Below are 17,630 nucleotides of genomic sequence, written 5' to 3'. Positions count from 1 at the left end.
TACTAGCAAGGCTAATATATTTACGTCTTTTCATCTGTTAACTCACATAAGCCGTATTGTATACGAACAAAATTTTATACTAAGAAAGATATTGTGGCTAAAAAAGAGCTAAAAAAATTGTAATTTTTTGGGAAAATTTTAGTTAAAATCATAAATTAAACCTTTAAATAACCAAATATTTGTTCAAATTATGTCAATAATTAATCTACAAAAATAGAAAAAAATTATTAAATTAATTACAATTCAAATATAGAGCGCATTGTATAAAAATTTACAAGAGGACATTGAATTTGTAGCCCCTGTTAAGACTTTTCTTGGCATGACTCACATGAGTTCATGTAGTAATAAAAGTCATTTTTACATAACTAATTATCAAAATTACCAACAGAAAGGAAAAAAGGAAAATATCTCTCTTTAGATAGATAACAAAAAAACATATTTTAAAATAGACAAATTGATAAATAGGTGTGAGTCATGGTAACTTATGCAGTTTTTCAGCCAATCTGCAATAAAAGTTTGAAAAATCACCTTAATGTCGCCCTAAAAACATTCTCCCCACTTCCCTGACCACCACACGCTCCTACAGATAAGGTAGAACATACCTGATAATTATCACTGATAATATCCTTGACACTACCGACATATAAGCCATACCCGCGCTAAGTGGGTGATGCCCAACCCGGCCCTAGTTAAGCTCATCGCGAAAATTAATCTTTTCGATACTGACAACCAACCCCCGCTGCAACTTAAGGGGCTTAATTTTTTTGTGGGGGATGCCCTCAACCAATGTATCTTTGGGTTTTGGCAGCTTAAATTGTTTGGGGATGGGGCTGCGGGTGATTGGCGGATGTTCCAAGCTGGTGACATAAGAAAAGAACGCCTTCAAAATATTAAGGTGCTTAACTTTCGTAGTATCCGCTTCTTGCAGGGAATCCAACCATTCCCGGATATGACGAATCTGGATGGAGCTGATCGCGTCCACGCAGGTAAAACTCAGGAACTTGTGAATGGTATTTTGGTAAGAAGCTCTTGTTTTACCATGATGAACGTCCAACCACTCAGTTACCAGTTCCGCCAGTGTCTTCATATTATGCCTACAGTGTGTGATGAGTTGGAATCTACTTTCCTAGATCTCGTAATCGGTACTAATTTACCCATAAAGTCTCCATAGGTATATTCTTGGTGAAAAACTTTTTTGGTAACGTTTTCTGGATTTTTCATTGAAAACTAGTTTTCTTCGCCGCCAACTCCATAATACTTCTCCAACCATTGCAACAAGCCTTCCTCAATTGGGGTCAAGTAAGTTTGCCGTCCCAAAGATTCCAGCACTGTATAGGCACAGCGATCGAGTATTCCACAAGATCGCAAACGCCTTATCCGTTTAAGAATTTGTGGCAGTTGGCGATGAACTTCTGGAGAGTCAACTCTGTTGAGGTTTTCAGGTTTCATGTTTAAAGTAGTATCATGAACATCCACCTCTACAGTAAAGTCATTGAGGGCAACAGCGATCGCCCAACAGCCATTGTACTTACGTTCACTTCCCTCCAACCTAGTTAAAATAAACACATCACCTATTTGGCAGAAATCAGAAGCAAGAGACAAAGGCTTTTCCTTCAATCGTTCCACAATCCCCTTGACAATACGTCCACTTGGTACTTTACCACCAGCTTCTTCTACTCCTCGTAACCATACAGCGGCTTGAACTTCTGGTTCAAAATTTGCTTTAGCTAATTCGCGCAGCTGACGCTCGTTGGTCGGCATGGGAATTTGCCGACCAATGGTCGGCAAAAATTTTTGGATGTTGTCACAAACAACAGCCGCCGCAATCTTCAGGTAAGCAGCGTCACGACTATAGTGAAAGCGATCGCGGCAGTATTCCTCAAAAGTCCTGTGAGTACTGCGGTATAACCGTCGGTCTCTCAGTTCCTTCAAAGCACAGCCCGCCTCATAGAACGCTCGTTCTATTTTTAACTCCAACCTATGGCGTAAGGCTTTTTCCTCCTCAGTTAATTCCTCTAGCACCTCAACCGCAACAACTACAGTATCAGCAGCCAATTCAGACAGGGGTGAATTTTCTTCCGAGTGCATGGGTTTGGCTCCACCAACTCAAGCTAAGCGAGGATGACAGTGTGATTTGTGACCTTACATCAAGCTATTCGGACGTTACCCGGATTTGTCCAAAAAATACGTGCATTTCCCCATTTGCATCAAATAAGGTAAATCGCCGATCCATACTGACGAAATTGGCAACCATCACGCAAGCATGAATGAAATATCCACTCATCCATTCCCCAGTTGCTGTCAAAACCTCAACGGGTTGGAGCTTGCGGTTATTTAAGTTCCTACCCGCAGCCGTTGTATTTCCTTTTTGCTCTGTTTGTGCAGTCACTTCTTCTGAAACCTCAAAAGCGATCGTTTTTGAATCTTAAGGACAGGTACAACTGTCCTTTTTGGTTTCTACAGAGCGAAGGTAAAGAGCGTGAGCGTACCCCGCAGACATCGCACTTCTGGTTATAAATGTGACCCCCATATGTAGTATTTGGCTAAAGTAAGAGACCGACCGTTATGAACAAGCAAGTTGCTAAGCATAGAACCTAGCATTTAAAGATTTCACTTTCAAGGGGTCAAAATTGCTTATACGCCGGACTTACAAATGAACTATACGCCGGACTCACATACAAAACTATACGCCGGACTCACATACAAAGGGAGAGTTTTACATATTGATTATAAGTATATAATAATACTTTTATTAGAATGATAACAGCAAAACATTTATTTTAGAAGTTAAGCTCATTTAAATACTAAAAACAATTTTTACAACACATCACTGATAAAACTATACGCCGGACTCACATACAAAACGAAGTAGTATACGCCGGACTCACATACAAAACTATACGCCGGACTCACATACAAAACGTTCAAAATCATACGCCGGACTCACATATATATGTTGAGATTTGTTACAAAAAGTATTTGCCTATCTTAAACACAACAATGCAGTGTTTGGTAACATTTATCGAAATGGCAGTATATAGCAGGGGTATGTGTGGACAAAAAAGGTACTGTTTTCCCAGTTGATGGAGAGCTGCTGATGATATTGCCAAGAGCAGCAGCAACAATTAGAAACCCTGATGTACAACTGCCTATTTTTCAAGTGGATGCAGATGGCTATTTCCTGGAAACGCGAGTTCAAGCCGATCCTGAAGACAAAAGCGAAGTTGCTCTTACCCGTCGTGTTCGACTCGAAGACCTTACATCCGAGCAGTGGGAAGAAATCAAGGCGCAGTATGCCAATCTTGATATAAAAGCGTGTACAGACGAAGGAATAAGCAAAGGACTTGAAAAGATTCAAGACCGTCGCATTCAGCGCTTGTTTATGGCGTTGCTTACATTTTTAAATCCAAGGCAAATTGCCATTGTCTTATTCCTGTACAAGAAAGCGCGAGAGCAAGGTAACGGTCCTCTAGTTTATTTTCGGGCTAATGAGTTGTTGGACAGTTTGGGTTATACCCGTACTCAAAAAGGTACTATCACAGCCCGGTCAAGATCGCAGCTAAACCAAGACTTGGTTGCTCTCCATAGAACGGAGTTAGTATTTGCTCAATCTCTAAAAAAAGGCAATACAAGGGGAGCGAAGGTTATTGTCAAAAGTATTATCCGTATTCGAGATTATGAAATTGACAATTTACCGCGAGACTTTGATTTAGCCAAAGCTGCCGATTATACCTATGAATTAGCAGATGCTTATACAGTAGCACTTGAATTTTTTGATGGACCAGAGCGCACGGGAGACTGTGTCCTTTTCTCCAATAGCATTGATATTAAGCAAAAGCAGGGGTGTAATGCCAAGTATGACTACAAGACAAAGTTATTGATTTATCTTGCTAATCGTATGAGATGGGATACATTAACTGATGGACGATATTTGATAATTTCTAGGCAATATCTATTTAAAAATTTAAATTTGTTAAGTGGTAACATATCAAGAAATAACCAAATTTTGTGGCGAACTATAGAGGAACTACAAGCTGAGGGGTTTATTTTAGATGCCCAAGAGCTACCTGGAAAACGGAAAATGATTAATATACAATTTCAAATCAATCCTGAAAAACTACGCTGCAACTGAAAACGACGCTCTCAAGAGAGACCTACGCATTACAGTAATCGACAGTAATTGCATCGACACAAGTCGGGAATTACTGTTGAGCTAATAAATGGTGTAGAAAGTTTATGCGAATGCGCTTAGAAATCCAATCAAAAGATTCTCAACCAGTGCTAAAAAATGTGGTTAAGAGCTAGTGTTGTCTGGAAGATTTGAAGGACTTGCAAAGCGCTGCGTTTCCAAGAGAGTCACAGCACGAGTGGAACGGGTAGGTATCTTTGGATATGCCTCAGTCATGGCGATCGGCAGTGCTAAGACTGTGGCAAAGTAGCGACTAAAGTTCAGCATAGGATCGAGTGCTGGAGTCCTCCAAGTAACATACAGCCGACGATGAATACCAATGACTAGACCAACTTGGCTGGTTACTACAGCAATACTTTCAATATAATCACCATTGGTAGAGCTACTTCCAAAGCTTTGAAATCGTCTGATGCTTTGCAATTGCTCCCCATTACTGACAGTAGCGAATAATTTTGGTTCAAGGGCAATTCTCACCCTTAGCCCTTCTTGAGTACATACAACCCAAATGGGCGGCACAAAGGTGTCAGAAGACATATTGCATCCCAATTAATTGTGTTCTGTTAATTGACTGTAGGCAATGCTCCCCCAGTAGGAGTTAACTGGGGAATATCAAAGTGGACAGGACTGTATAGGTAAGATTTGAGCAATTCCACGAATCTTCTCTTTAAGAATAAAGCCCTAATTTGTGAAGGGCAATACTTTACCCTAAAAAATAGGGCTAAATTTTAGGAGAAATTTTTAGGGTATTTAATCAATAGCATCCAAAAACTCCTGAGTTAACCCGTGCTTTTTAAGAATTGCCTCGGCGGTTTTGAGGGCATCAATCTCAGCGAGTCGCTTTTGGTACTTTTCGGGGCAGTTTTCAAAGTCAGATCCCCAGGATTCCACAGTCTTCTCGCTCACGTCAAGCACATAGGCTAAGAGCTTGTTCCAATTGGCTCTATAGCCCCATTCACCTTTTTGTTTCTTAGCGTACTTCTCGCAAAACTTTTCAGGATTCAAGGCTTTGGGATTAGCAAACAATAGATCTAGCATTGCAATCTTACTCAAGTCTGCCTCCTTTTCCTCTCTCCTAGTTTTAGCGTACAGAGTAGATTATCCTAATTTTTAGGGTATTATACCCGTACAATAGCCCTAGTGTAAATTGAGAAGGAAGTAAAAATGAGTAATTTATACGTATAAGTCAGAGTTTAGAGATTGTCATTGGGAGCACCACCCCTAACGGGGTATGAGTAATGAAATCCGGCAATCGCTACACGCCGGAAAGACACTGTAAGGATTTACATAATGAACGCCCAAGATTTCTTGACTCTGCTATTGGATGCGATCGCTCTTTCATTCATCGTCATCGTCGCATTCGACTTCATCATATTTATATCCATTGCCATACAGCACCAAAAACCTGCAACCCAAAGCTTAGGTCAGTTCTCAATCTTAGAGATACCGCCAAGTAACGAGCTACTGACAGAACCACTTTGTCCAATTGAAATGGAAGCAATACCCGATCCGTGGATGCTGTCAAGTGTAGAGTATTGTCAAAACGAACCAGAACCAACTACGGTTCAGCCTCAACTCCTACTACCTTCTTCAACCGTTGAAGCAGAACAATTGACCATAGAAGCTGAAAACAAGCAACAGCCTAACGTCATAGAGATGGCTCATCACAAAAGCGCTATCCCCCCTATCCCAGAAACTACCGCACTTGTTGATAAATTGCTTCAGGGAATAAACATTGAGAAGTTACAACTCCGTCCGGCGCGTAAAATAGCCAAGGCATTAAACATAGCTCAGAAAGTGCAGGGCAAAAATGTACCCTTATCCCGGTCTTCATGAGTAGCTGTAATATCCAGAAACACTAACTCATCAGCACCAGCATCGTTGTAAACCTTTGCCATTTCTACCGGATCGCCTGCATCCTTCAAATTAACAAAGTTCACTCCTTTGACAACACGTCCTGCCTTCACATCTAAGCAAGGTAAGATTCTCTTAGAGAGCATCAGTACTATTTCGCTCCTGTTGCGATCGTCCGGAACTTAAATTCTAAGGCGAGATTATTACAAAATGAAAATTTTCTTAGATAGATTGAATGTCGGCAATTACTGAGTTGCATAAAACACTACGTTGAAGCAAGGGTAGATATAAGTAGAAAATAGAATAAAGGCAGTGACCGGTTATCAGGCTTCAGTCACTGTTCGCAGGTCACTAAAAAAAAGGTTGATAGCTGGAATTATGGCGATTATCTCCTCGAAAAAACAGCCTCAAGACCCAAACGGGAACTCAAAAAAGCGTCATGAGTTAGACCCATTACCCCCTGAAGCGAATCTTTTGCAACCCGAAGCAGCTATTGACGAAGGCAAGCAGGAAGAAAGTATACGACCCCAGAAATTTGCAGACTATATTGGGCAAAAGGATTTAAAAGAGGTATTGGAAATCGCTATCAAGGCAGCTAAATCCAGAGGAGAGGTACTCGACCACCTGCTACTGTACGGTCCTCCAGGGTTGGGCAAAACAACAATGGCTATGATTTTAGCCTCTGAGATGGGAGTTAACTGCAAAATTACCAGCGCCCCCGCCCTGGAACGTCCCAGAGATATTGTTGGTTTATTAGTCAATCTCAAACCAGGAGATATTTTATTTATCGATGAAATTCATCGACTGTCAAGAATGACAGAAGAAATTTTATACCCAGCAATGGAAGATTATCGCCTGGACATTACTGTTGGTAAAGGTTCCAGTGCCCGGACACGGAGTATACCCCTATCAAAGTTTACCCTGGTGGGAGCAACAACTCGTGCCGGAGCCCTCACTTCACCACTGCGCGATCGCTTTGGCTTAATTCAAAAACTCAGGTTTTACGAAGTCGATGAACTGAGCAAGATTGTACTGCGAAGTGCTCAACTACTCCAAACACCTGTCACCGAAGATGGGGCTGCAGAAGTTGCCCGCCGTTCTCGGGGAACTCCTCGCATTGCCAACAGGTTACTCAAGCGAGTACGGGATTACGCACAAGTCAAATTTTCCGGAGACGTAACCGAACAAGTTGCAGCAGAAGCGTTAGAACTGTTTCAAGTAGACCCCTGCGGCTTGGATTGGACAGACCGCAGGATGTTGACTGTAATCATAGAACAATTCAATGGTGGTCCAGTGGGATTGGAAACCATCGCCGCAGCAACCGGAGAAGATACCCAAACCATTGAAGAAGTTTATGAACCCTATTTGATGCAGATTGGTTATTTGCAACGCACTTCCCGTGGAAGATTGGCAACAGCCTCAGCATACAAGCATCTGGGTTATAAACCCCCCAACCAACAGTTGTCTCTTTTGCCCTAATTTCGTTTGAATCATTAGATAATTATTTTTTGGAGCCGAGCGCAAAGACGCAAAAGTTTTCTTAGCAACGGCAGTCGCTACCATGCTGGGAAGGCTCACAATGGGCTGCCTTGCTTTTGCGCTTTGGGTAAGGTTATTGTCTATCATCTACCGGCAAACCCAAAATTATTTCTCATAAATTACCATGCTAAGACTTATTGGGATTCTTCTAAGTGTACTGCTGATATTTGGGTGGGTTGAACCTACTCAAGCCGCAACTAAACCCTTGGATCTGACTCCAGAACAGTTACAACAAAGAGATGAGTTAGCCAATAAAGCTTTTGCTGCTACAAACAAAGGTGATTTTGCAACAGCAGAGTCATACTGGACGCAGATTCTAGAGCAATATCCCGATAATGCAGCTGTTTGGAGTAACCGGGGAAATTCCAGAGTCAGCCAACATAAGTTACAGGAGGCGCTGGCTGATTATAACAAGGCTGTAGAACTTGCGCCAAATGTTACCGACCCCTACTTAAATCGCGGTACGGCTTTAGAAGGTTTGGGAAGATGGAACGAGGCAATTGCCGATTACAATCACGTTCTGGAACTAGACCCTAAAGACGCAATGGCATACAACAATCGGGGCAATGCTCTGGCAGGTTTGGGAAAATGGGAGGAAGCGATCGCAGACTACAAAAAATCTAATGAAATTGCCCCCAGTTTTGCCTTTGCCCGTGCCAATTATGCCCTTGCTTTGTATCAAATTGGCAAAGTAGACGAAGCACTGCGGGAACTGAGAAACATTGCCCGTAAATATCCCAAGTTTGCTGATGTGCGTGCTGCCCTCACTGCTGCCTACTGGGTAACCGGACAAAAAGGCGAAGCCGAAAGTAACTGGGTATCAGCATACGGGCTAGACCCCCGTTACAAAGATATCAACTGGGTAGCAAATATCCGCCGTTGGCCTCCGAGTTTGGTAGCAGCATTGGAAAGGTTTTTGACACTGAAGTGAGAAGAACCGTTACATAAAACCTACTCAAACCTACTGAGATATCAGCAAAGCTATACAAAGTGGGTTTGATGTTTACTTCCTGCAAGATCGGCGAACCGTCGGCGGCACTCTGTCCACAGGCTAACCCCCCACCACCTGCAGCACCTCCCCTGAATAAGGGTAAAAATTACGTGCAACTTTCTTTACAGACTGATAATATAATGTTGTTACGAGACTACATCATCATTTAGCTCATTACATTGCTAGATGTTGTATAAGTTTAAACAAAAAGAAATGCGCTGGGTACGGTATCGTATTATTGGTTCACTACCAGTAGCATAAATCAACTCAATGGGGTGCTCACTAGAGTAAGCTAAACGTTCAAGAAGAAGTCTATCATGACTCAAAATGTGCCAGATCTTAAGCAGCAAACCTCAAAAGAAACTACAGACTTTGAAAGTGCCAGCATTGGTAGAGAAACAGAACCCATAGCCATTATCGGTATAGGCTGCCGCTTTCCAGGCAATGCCAATAGCCCAGAAGCCTTCTGGAAACTGCTGCTTTCGGGCGTGGATGCTATTACCGAGGTGCCTGAGTCACGTTGGAAGGTGAATAATTTTTACGACCCGGATATAACAAAACCGGGCAAAATACGAACTCGGTGGGGCGGCTTTGTAGAAAAAATAGACGAATTTGATGCCCAATTTTTCGGAATTTCTCCGCGAGAGGCATCTCGCATGGACCCCCAGCAACGACTGATGCTGGAGGTAGCATGGGAAGCGCTGGAGGACGCAGGGCAGATGAGCGATGGTCTTGCTGACTCAAAGACAGGGGTGTTTATTGGAATATCAGGCAGTGATTACCAAAACATCCAAGGCAGCGATCGCGAGTCCATTAACGCTTACACAAATTTGGGCGGCGTTAACTGTGTCGCAGCCAACCGCATTTCCTACGTATTTGACCTCAAAGGCCCAAGTATGACTGTTGACACAGCCTGCTCTTCATCGCTGGTTGCAGTTCATCTTGCGTGTCAAAGTATCTGGAATGGAGAATCTACGCTGGCAATAGCAGGAGGTGTGAATGCGATACTCAGACCAGAAGCAACCATAGGATTTTCTAAGGCATCAATGCTCTCTCCCGATGGGCGTTGCTTTAGCTTTGATGCACGAGCCAATGGTTATGTCCGCGCTGAGGGAGCCGGTATTGTTGTCTTGAAGCCTTTATCTCAAGCGCAAGCAGATAGAGACCCAATTTATGCTGTGATTAGGGGCAGCGCAGTCAACCAGGATGGTCAAACCAATGGCATCACGGTTCCTAGCGGACAGTCTCAAGAAGCAGCACTTCAGGAAGCCTGCCAGAAGGCAGGGATATCGCCACAGCAGATACAGTATATTGAGGCTCATGGCACCGGCACACCTGTAGGCGATCCGATAGAAGCGATCGCGCTAGGAAACGTACTAGGCAAAAATCGTCCTCCGGGAGACTATTGCATTGTTGGTTCAGTTAAAACCAACATTGGACATTTGGAAACAGCATCAGGAATTGCTGGACTCATCAAAGTCGCGCTGGCTCTCAAACACCGCCAGATTCCGCCAAATCTGCATTTTCAGACACCGAATCCCAAAATTCCTTTTGAGGAATTGGGGTTGCGCGTGCCTACTACCCCAGAGCCTTGGCGAAACGAAAATGGATCGTGCATCGCCGGCGTGAATTCCTTTGGGTTTGGGGGAACGAATGCCCATGTGCTTTTGTCGGGATTAGCAACGGATGCTGTAACGGATATACCCCATTCAGAGCGCGGTTCTGTTTCAGTGCTATTACCCCTATCAGCAAAGAGCCCGGAGGCACTTTTTGCTGTTGCGCGAGCAACCCATGAGTTTTCCACCACTCTTGAAGAGGGCGCTGATGTTTCATTGACAGACATCTGCTACACTGCCAGTCTGCGCCGAGTTCATCACGACCATCGGTTGGCGCTGGTGGCTGATACCAAAGAAAATTTGGTAGAAAATCTGGAAGCGTTTCTGGCGGGAGAAAACCGTCCAGGTCTGTCTTCTGGTCACCTAGTTCCAGACTTTGAACCCAAGCTGGCTTTCGTTTTTTCTGGCATGGGACCGCAATGGTGGGCGATGGGGCGTCAGTTGTTGGAGTCAGAACCCATATTCCGAGAAGTCATCGAACAGTGTGACGAATTGCTGCGGCAATATGCTGATTGGTCATTATTGTCAGAACTGAGAGCATCAGAAGAGACGAGCCGCATCAACTCTACCCAAATCGCTCAGTGTTCCATCTTTGCCGTGCAAATCGCTCTAGCTGCCTTGTGGCGTTCCTGGGGTATTACGCCCCAAGCGATCGTAGGTCACAGCGTCGGCGAAGTGGCAGCCGCCCACGTTGCTGGAGTTTTGAGTCTAGAAGATGCCGTGCGGGTCATTTTCCACCGCAGCCGTGTTCAGGCATCGGCAGCTGGCAAAGGGAAAATGCTAGCCGTCGGGCTGTCTCAAGAGGAAGCCGAGCGCGTATTAGCAGGATTAAAATACGAAAGTTGCGTTTCTATTGCAGCTGTTAATAGCCCCAGTGCCATCACCCTGGCTGGGGATAGCGCCGCCTTGTCAGAAATTGCCACATCTTTAGAACAAAAACAAATTTTCTGCCGCTTCCTACAAGTTGAGGTGCCTTATCACAGCCCCTTCATGGAGCCATTAAAGGCAGAGTTAGCACAATCCTTGCAAAAAATCAAGCCTCAAAAGGCTACAATTCCTCTGTTCTCTACCGTTACGAGCAAGCAAGTAGAAGGTTCAGAGTTGGATGGCACCTACTGGGGTCTGAACATGAGGGAGCCAGTGCTTTTTGCAGCGGTAATCTCTTCCCTTATTCAAGCTGGTTATAACACCTTTGTAGAAATCAGCGCTCATCCAGTTCTCGCTAATTCAATCTCCGAATGTCTGGCTTTAGCTGAGATATCTGGAACAGTGCTTCAAACCCTGCGGCGCTTTGAACCGGAACGCGCTACGATGCTCTCGTCATTTGGCAAGCTTTACACCCTAGGATACCCAATTGACTGGCATCAGTTCTATCCGCAGCAAGGGCGTTTCGTGCGGTTGCCTTCTTATCCCTGGCAACGAGAGCGTTATTGGCACGAGTCTGAAGAATCTATGGGAGTGCGGATTGGAACAATTCCCCAGCGCTCAATGTTGGGGCAACAAGTCCACCCCCTTTTAGGAAGCCGTCTGAAATCAAGTCAAGCGATTTGGGATGCAGAGATTGACAAGCATCGCCTCAGTTATCTTGATGACCATCGCGTCCAAGGGGCTGTGGTTTATCCGGGAGCAGCTTATGTGGAAATGGCTTTGGCAGCAGCATCGGAAATTTTCAAAGATGGCGCTTATATCATAGAGGAAATTGAATTTCAAAAAGTTCTCTTCTTACCAGAAAGTAGTGCGTCAATAGTTCAGTTAAGTCTGGAGCCAAGCCAAACATCCTTTGAGATTAACAGCAATGTCAAAGGTGCCCAGTCGGATTGGGTTCGACACGCAACGGGTAAGCTAACTCGCGTTCAAAATGGCTTTGTCTCTAAGCAGGTTGTGCTGGATGAAATTCGCCGCCGTTGTCCCAACGAAATTTCTAAGAGCGATCTATACCGGCAATTCCAGGAAATAGGACTCGAATATGGTCCAAGTTTTCAAGGAATCGAGCAGCTTTGGAGCGGCGAAGGCGAAGCGTTGGCTCAAATCACCGTCAGTAATGCTTTACAGACAGAAGTCGGGGAATACCAGTTGCATCCGGCTATCCTTGATGCTTGTTTTCAGGCGTCGCTCGCCACTGTCTCTGTTAAAGTGACTTACCTGCCAGTACAGATAGACCAAGTGAGAGTTTACGGTCGTCCAAAGTTGCAAATGTGGAGCTACGCCCACCTGATGGAGGAAACAGCCACCAACCGTCTCAAAGGAAATATTCAACTGTTCGATGATGCCGGAAACGTACTGGTAGAAATTCTCGGACTTGTCTGCCAGTCCCTGGAGAGCAAGCAGGAAAGTTCAAAGAAAGCAGATTACCTCTACGAATACCGATGGGAGATGAAGGATCGTCCCGGTCAAGAATTAGTTCGTCCCGCTCTTGATTATCTACCCTCCCCGGTGCAAATCGCCCAAAACCTCCAATCCGAAGCCACGAGATTGAGCGTGCAATTAGGACGTCCGCATTACTACGAGCAGTTAAAGCCACAATTTGACGCTTTATGTGCTGCTTACATTCTTAAAGCTTTCAAGCAACTCGGGTGGGAGCCGAAATTGCTGACTCGTATAAGCGCGGAAACTCTTGCAGAGCAATTAGGTGTGGTGTCCCAGCATCGGCGTCTTTTAGGTCGGTTGTTGGAAATCCTGCAAGAAGAAGGCGTGCTGCGTCGGCTAGACGATCAATGGGAAGTTTGCCGTATACCGTCCGTGGAAAAGCCTATTGAGACGTGGAAAGCACTTTTAGCCGAATCTAGCGCTTATCAAGCGGAACTAACATTGTTGGGGCGGTGCGCTCAGAAATTGGCTTTGGTGTTGCGAGGAGAAGTCGAGCCACTGCAACTCGTTTTTCCGGAAGGTTCTCTGACAACATCTGAGCATCTGTACCAAGATTCGCCTAGTTATCGAATTTATAACCTGCTGGTTCAAAAAGCGATCGCGCTTGCACTCTCGCAGCTTCCAGAAGGACGAACAGTGCGGATCTTAGAAATTGGCGCAGGTACAGGTTCGATGACATCATACGTGCTGCCAAAGCTGACGCGACGGCAGACGGAATATGTATTTACTGACATTTCCCAACAGTTCACAATTTCTGCTGAGCAAAAGTTTGGTGATTATCCTTTTGTTAAATACCAAATTTTGGATATTGAGGCGGATATAGTCGCGCAAGGATTCCAGCCGCATTCTTTTGATTTGATTCTGGCTTCGGACGCACTACATGCGACCCGTGACTTGCGACAAACTCTGGAGAATGTCAAACTGCTTTTGGCATCACAGGGAATGTTGGTTTTGTTGGAATTGACAAACGATTTGCGATTGTCAGACCTGACATTCGGATTGCTGAAGGGCTGGTGGTTATTTACTGATGTAGAACTGCGGTGTAAACAGTCGTGGATTTACTTAGCTCAGTGGCGAGATTTACTAAAAGATGTCGGGTTTACAGAAGTTGCTAGCATTGCAGATACACCAGAAATAGATAAGTCTTTGCACACCGTAATTCTGTCGAAAGGTCCAAAGCTTGAGCAAGAAGTTCAGCCCGAATTAGCAGTTCCTCTAAAGCCTGAAAATCCGGGAAGTTGGTTAATTTTTGCTGACAGTTCTGGAGTTGGGCAACAGCTAGCAGAACAACTTAAACAACGCCAAGAAATCCCGATTCTGATAAAGCCTGCAACTGTTTTCCAGCACCTTGATGCTGGTAATTTCCAAATTCGTCCGGAAAATGCAGAAGATATGCAGCAACTCCTGGAAGCTGTTGGTGCCAGTCAGCCAGCCTGTCGCGGCGTGGTTTATCTCTGGAGTCTAGACACACCACCAAGTGAGGAAATAACAGCAGCCACCCTAGAATCAACTCAGATACACAGCTGTCTGGGCGTGCTGCATTTGGTTCAGGCGTTGGCTAAAGTCAATTGGCGGCATTCCCCGCGTCTATTTTTGGTAACGAGTTCCACCCAAACAGTAGGAGGATTGAAATCCGTTTCAGTTGCACAATCTCCTTTGTGGGGTTTGGGTCGAGTCATCAACAACGAACATCCCAATCTTCGCTGTACTCGGGTGGATTTGAGTCCAGCCAGTACTCCAGAGGAGATTCAGTCTCTCTTGTCAGAGTTAATGGCTGACGACAAGGAAGATGAAATCGCCTTGCGGGGTAAGGAGCGCTATGTAAATCGGTTAATGCGGGTATCGCCAGCAGATTTCATCCAAAAACCAAAATCCCTTGTCCAAAATGAAGAACCCTTTCGTTTGGAAATCTCTGCACCTGGAGTGCTGGAAAACTTGGAACTGCGGTCTTACACGCGCCAAGAACCCGCCCCTGGTTCGGTTGAGATTCAAGTCTGCGCCACAGGTTTGAACTTTAAGGATGTTGCCAAGGCAATAAATTTATTAAGTGATGCTAGCTTAGAGGGGACTTTCTCCGAGCGCTCGCTTGGTATAGAATGTGCCGGAATTATTACCGCCATTGGCTCTGGCGTTGAAGGGTTTAAGATCGGTGATGAAGTTATTGCTTGTGCCGCTCACAGCTTTAGTACGCATACAACAACAGATGCCCGTGCTGTAGTGCATAAGCCCGCGCATCTCAGTTTTGAGGAAGCCGCCACAATCCCTGTTACTTTTCTGACTGCTTACTACGCCTTGCACTACTTGGGGCAGATCCGTGAGGGCGAGCGGGTTCTCATCCACGCGGCGGCTGGCGGTGTGGGTCTTGCTGCCATCCAAATTGCACAAAGAGTGGGTGCAGAGATTTTCGCGACGGCAGGTAGTCCAGAAAAACGGGAATTTTTGCGATGGCTTGGCGTACAGCATGTAATGGATTCTCGCTCCACTGCCTTTGCTACGGAGGTGATGGAAATCACTGGCGGTAAAGGTGTAGATATTGTCCTCAACTCTTTAGCAGGAGAGGCTATCCCTAAGAGCCTATCTGTGTTGGGAGCTTATGGACGTTTTATAGAAATCGGCAAGCGTGATATCGAGCAGAACAACAAACTGGGTCTGCGACCTTTTCACAATAATTTGTCCTTCTTTGCGGTAGATTTGGACAAGCTGTTAAACGATCGCCCCGATAAAGCTGGCTCCTTAATGGGCGAAGTCATGCAATATTTTGAGGCGAAAACCTTTCACCCGCTTCCCCACAGGGTTTTCCCAATATCTCGGGTGGTAAGTGCCTTCCGCTACATGGCACAAGCGAAGCACATCGGCAAGATTGTCGTGTCGTTGCAAGAATCAGATGTAACGGTAGCTCCCTCATCTCAAGAAACAGTCACTTTTCGCGCTGACGGAACCTACCTTATTACCGGTGGACTAAGTGGGTTTGGTTTAGCAGTGGCTCAGTGGTTGGTGGAAGGTGGTGCGCGGCACTTAGTGCTGATGGGTCGCAGTGGTGCTTCCTCTCCAGCAGCAGAGCAAGCCGTAAAAATTTTAGAGTCAGCAGGCGCGATCGTGGTAGTTGCCAAAGCAGACGTGAGTCAAGCCACTCAAGTGGCTGATGTTCTGACCGACATTGAGCAGTCTATGCCGCCGTTGCGAGGCATTATTCACGCTGCAACGATTTACGAGGATACTCTGATGCTGCAACTTTCTGGCGAACGCTTTTTTAAAGTGATGGCTCCCAAGGTCATCGGAGCCTGGAACTTACACACTCAGACATTAAATACACCGCTGGATTTCTTTGTGAATTTCTCCTCCATTGCTTCATTGGTGGGGAGTCCAGGGCAGGGAAATTATGCAGCTGCTAATGCTTTTCTTGATGCACTGGCGCACTACCGCCGTGCGATGGGACTGCCAGCTTTGACTATCAATTGGGGAGCCATTGCCGATGTTGGTTTTCTTGCTCGCCAAGGTGAAGTAGGGGAACTTTTGCAGAGGCATGGATTTAAATTGCTGCCATCGCAGCAAGCACTCAGAGTGCTGGGAGAATTACTCCGAGTTGAGGCAGTCCAGACAATAATGGCACTGATGAACTGGCGGCAGTGGTGCCAGGTTCAGGCGGCTGGTACACTACCGCGATTTTCTTATTTAGTCGGGGAAGAAGCCGTTTCTGAAGAAACAGGGGATCGCAACAGCGAAAGAGAAACGCTTGGCAACACTGTTCTGGCAGCAAAACCGACAGAGCGCCAGCAGATTTTGGAATCTCACTTGCAAAAACAAGTTGCACGGGTATTAGGAACTTCTCCCGCCAAGCTAGACAGATCGAAACCGCTAACCAATCTGGGACTTGACTCCTTAATGGGAGTGGAACTGAGTAACCGAATCGAGAGCGTTTTGGGTGTGAGTGTACCCACAATAAAACTCATGCAGGGTCCCACCATTTCCCAACTAGCAGCGGAGCTTGTTGAGCAACTGATGGGCACTTCCTTCACTACCGCAACAACTTCACAGACACAATTACCCCCCTCAGTGAGGGCAGTTCCAACCGATTGGCTCGTTTTCCCCAAACCAAATCCAGATGCCTGCTTACGTCTGTTCTGCTTCTCGTACCTTGGGGGCAGTTCCTCAGACTTTCTTCCTTGGTCAGATGACTTACCATCAAATGTAGAAGTTTGTGCCGTTAAGCTTCCCGGAAATAAAGACTTTTTGAGTGAACAGTCATTCGACGAGCTAACCTCTATTGTAAAAATCTTGGCACAAGTTCTGGTTCCTTATCTAGACAAACCATTCGCTTTCTATGGTCACAGTCTAGGGGCATTGGTCAGCTTTGAACTTGCCCGTCAGTTGCGCCGCGAAAATGGTAAAGTTCCTGCTCACTTGTTCGTTGGTGCTTCACAAGCTCCTCAGATACCCTACTTACATCCTTCTGTTGAGAAGCTCCCTGAATTCGAGTCAGTCAAAGGAGTATCTATCAAAGATTTACCCAAACTGTATGGCGACAATACAGAACTGTTGGAATTGTTACCACTGATTTTAAAGGAAGTAACTTTGTTGGCTGAAAGATACAGCTACACAGAGGAAGAGCCACTTGATTGTCCCATTTCTGTGTTTGGAGGGATGCAAGACAAGGTGATAACTGAAGATCTCCTTTCGGCTTGGCGCGAACAAACTCGCAGCAAGTTTAAGCTGCAAATGTTAAGCGGCGATCATTTATTCTTGCACAGCGATCAACAGCTGCTTTTGCAAGCAATATCTGAGGAGTTATCATCACTGAGAGAGTTTGTCAAGTAGTTGACCGAGAAAGAACTCAGGAGTCAGAAGCCAGAATTCATTCTGAATTCTGTGCGACTGGTGGATGAGTATGGGGTTCAAGCCCCCGCCAAATCTTTGATTTGACGGTCTTCAGTCAGTGGTGGGTTCAAACCCCGACTGACTGATTCTGACTCCTGAATTCTGAATTCTGAATTCTGTGCGACTGGTGGATGAGTATGGGGTTCAAGCCCCCGCCAAATCTTTGATTTGACGGTCTTCAGTCATCGTCTTATTGCAAAAA

The 17,630-nt window shown here is 45.3% G+C and carries 10 protein-coding genes and 1 pseudogene; 5 read left to right on the top strand and 6 right to left on the bottom strand.

Features of this window, described 5'->3' with window-relative positions:
* Positions 1–685 precede the first annotated feature (685 nt).
* The 3 genes from ACYRY3_RS16850 to ACYRY3_RS16840 all read right to left on the bottom strand — a co-directional run bounded on the left by ACYRY3_RS16850 (position 686) and on the right by ACYRY3_RS16840 (position 2,389).
* Entirely contained in the window at positions 686–1,087 is a 402-nt protein-coding gene (locus ACYRY3_RS16850; protein ID WP_460202776.1) for a hypothetical protein, read from the bottom strand.
* 140 nt (positions 1,088–1,227) lie between these two features.
* Complete coding sequence (locus ACYRY3_RS16845; RefSeq protein WP_460202775.1) at positions 1,228–2,088, bottom strand: hypothetical protein; 861 nt, start codon at positions 2,086–2,088, stop codon at positions 1,228–1,230.
* Between the two features lie 64 nt (positions 2,089–2,152).
* Positions 2,153–2,389 (bottom strand): hypothetical protein, encoded by a 237-nt coding sequence (locus ACYRY3_RS16840; RefSeq protein WP_460202774.1) that lies wholly within the window; start codon positions 2,387–2,389, stop codon positions 2,153–2,155.
* A 663-nt stretch (positions 2,390–3,052) separates the two neighbouring features.
* On the opposite strand from ACYRY3_RS16840, the gene ACYRY3_RS16835 reads away from it, so the two are divergent.
* A complete protein-coding gene (locus ACYRY3_RS16835; RefSeq protein ID WP_460202773.1) occupies positions 3,053–4,132 on the top strand; it encodes a hypothetical protein in 1,080 nt (359 codons plus the stop codon).
* Positions 4,133–4,294: 162 nt separating this feature from the next.
* On the opposite strand, the gene ACYRY3_RS16830 is transcribed toward ACYRY3_RS16835, so the two are convergent.
* The gene (locus tag ACYRY3_RS16830; RefSeq protein WP_460202772.1) at positions 4,295–4,723 is read right to left on the bottom strand and encodes a hypothetical protein; all 429 of its coding nucleotides are present in this window, start codon (positions 4,721–4,723) and stop codon (positions 4,295–4,297) included.
* 213 nt (positions 4,724–4,936) lie between these two features.
* The gene (locus ACYRY3_RS16825) at positions 4,937–5,239 is read right to left on the bottom strand and encodes a hypothetical protein (protein WP_460202771.1); all 303 of its coding nucleotides are present in this window, start codon (positions 5,237–5,239) and stop codon (positions 4,937–4,939) included.
* Positions 5,240–5,476: 237 nt separating this feature from the next.
* Between ACYRY3_RS16825 and ACYRY3_RS16820 the strand changes: the two genes are divergently transcribed.
* Positions 5,477–6,022: a hypothetical protein gene (locus ACYRY3_RS16820; RefSeq protein ID WP_460202770.1), complete on the top strand. Its 546-nt coding sequence runs from the start codon at positions 5,477–5,479 to the stop codon at positions 6,020–6,022.
* On the opposite strand, the pseudogene ACYRY3_RS16815 reads toward ACYRY3_RS16820, so the two are convergent.
* A pseudogene (locus tag ACYRY3_RS16815) lies at positions 6,007–6,186 on the bottom strand (HisA/HisF-related TIM barrel protein); the annotation flags it as partial. The gene ACYRY3_RS16820 and the pseudogene ACYRY3_RS16815 overlap by 16 nt on opposite strands.
* Before the next feature lie 232 nt (positions 6,187–6,418).
* Between ACYRY3_RS16815 and ruvB the strand changes: the two are divergent.
* The 3 genes from ruvB (at position 6,419) to ACYRY3_RS16800 (ending at position 17,368) form a co-directional block, all read left to right on the top strand.
* Complete coding sequence (gene ruvB / locus ACYRY3_RS16810) at positions 6,419–7,519, top strand: Holliday junction branch migration DNA helicase RuvB (protein WP_460202822.1); 1,101 nt, start codon at positions 6,419–6,421, stop codon at positions 7,517–7,519.
* Positions 7,520–7,703: 184 nt separating this feature from the next.
* Complete coding sequence (locus ACYRY3_RS16805; RefSeq protein WP_460202769.1) at positions 7,704–8,510, top strand: tetratricopeptide repeat protein; 807 nt, start codon at positions 7,704–7,706, stop codon at positions 8,508–8,510.
* 377 nt (positions 8,511–8,887) lie between these two features.
* A complete protein-coding gene (locus ACYRY3_RS16800; protein WP_460202768.1) occupies positions 8,888–17,368 on the top strand; it encodes an SDR family NAD(P)-dependent oxidoreductase in 8,481 nt (2,826 codons plus the stop codon).
* Positions 17,369–17,630: the final 262 nt, after the last annotated feature.

Source organism: Scytonema sp. NUACC21 (assembly GCF_054684315.1).
This window is presented reverse-complemented; position numbering and strand designations above follow the sequence as displayed.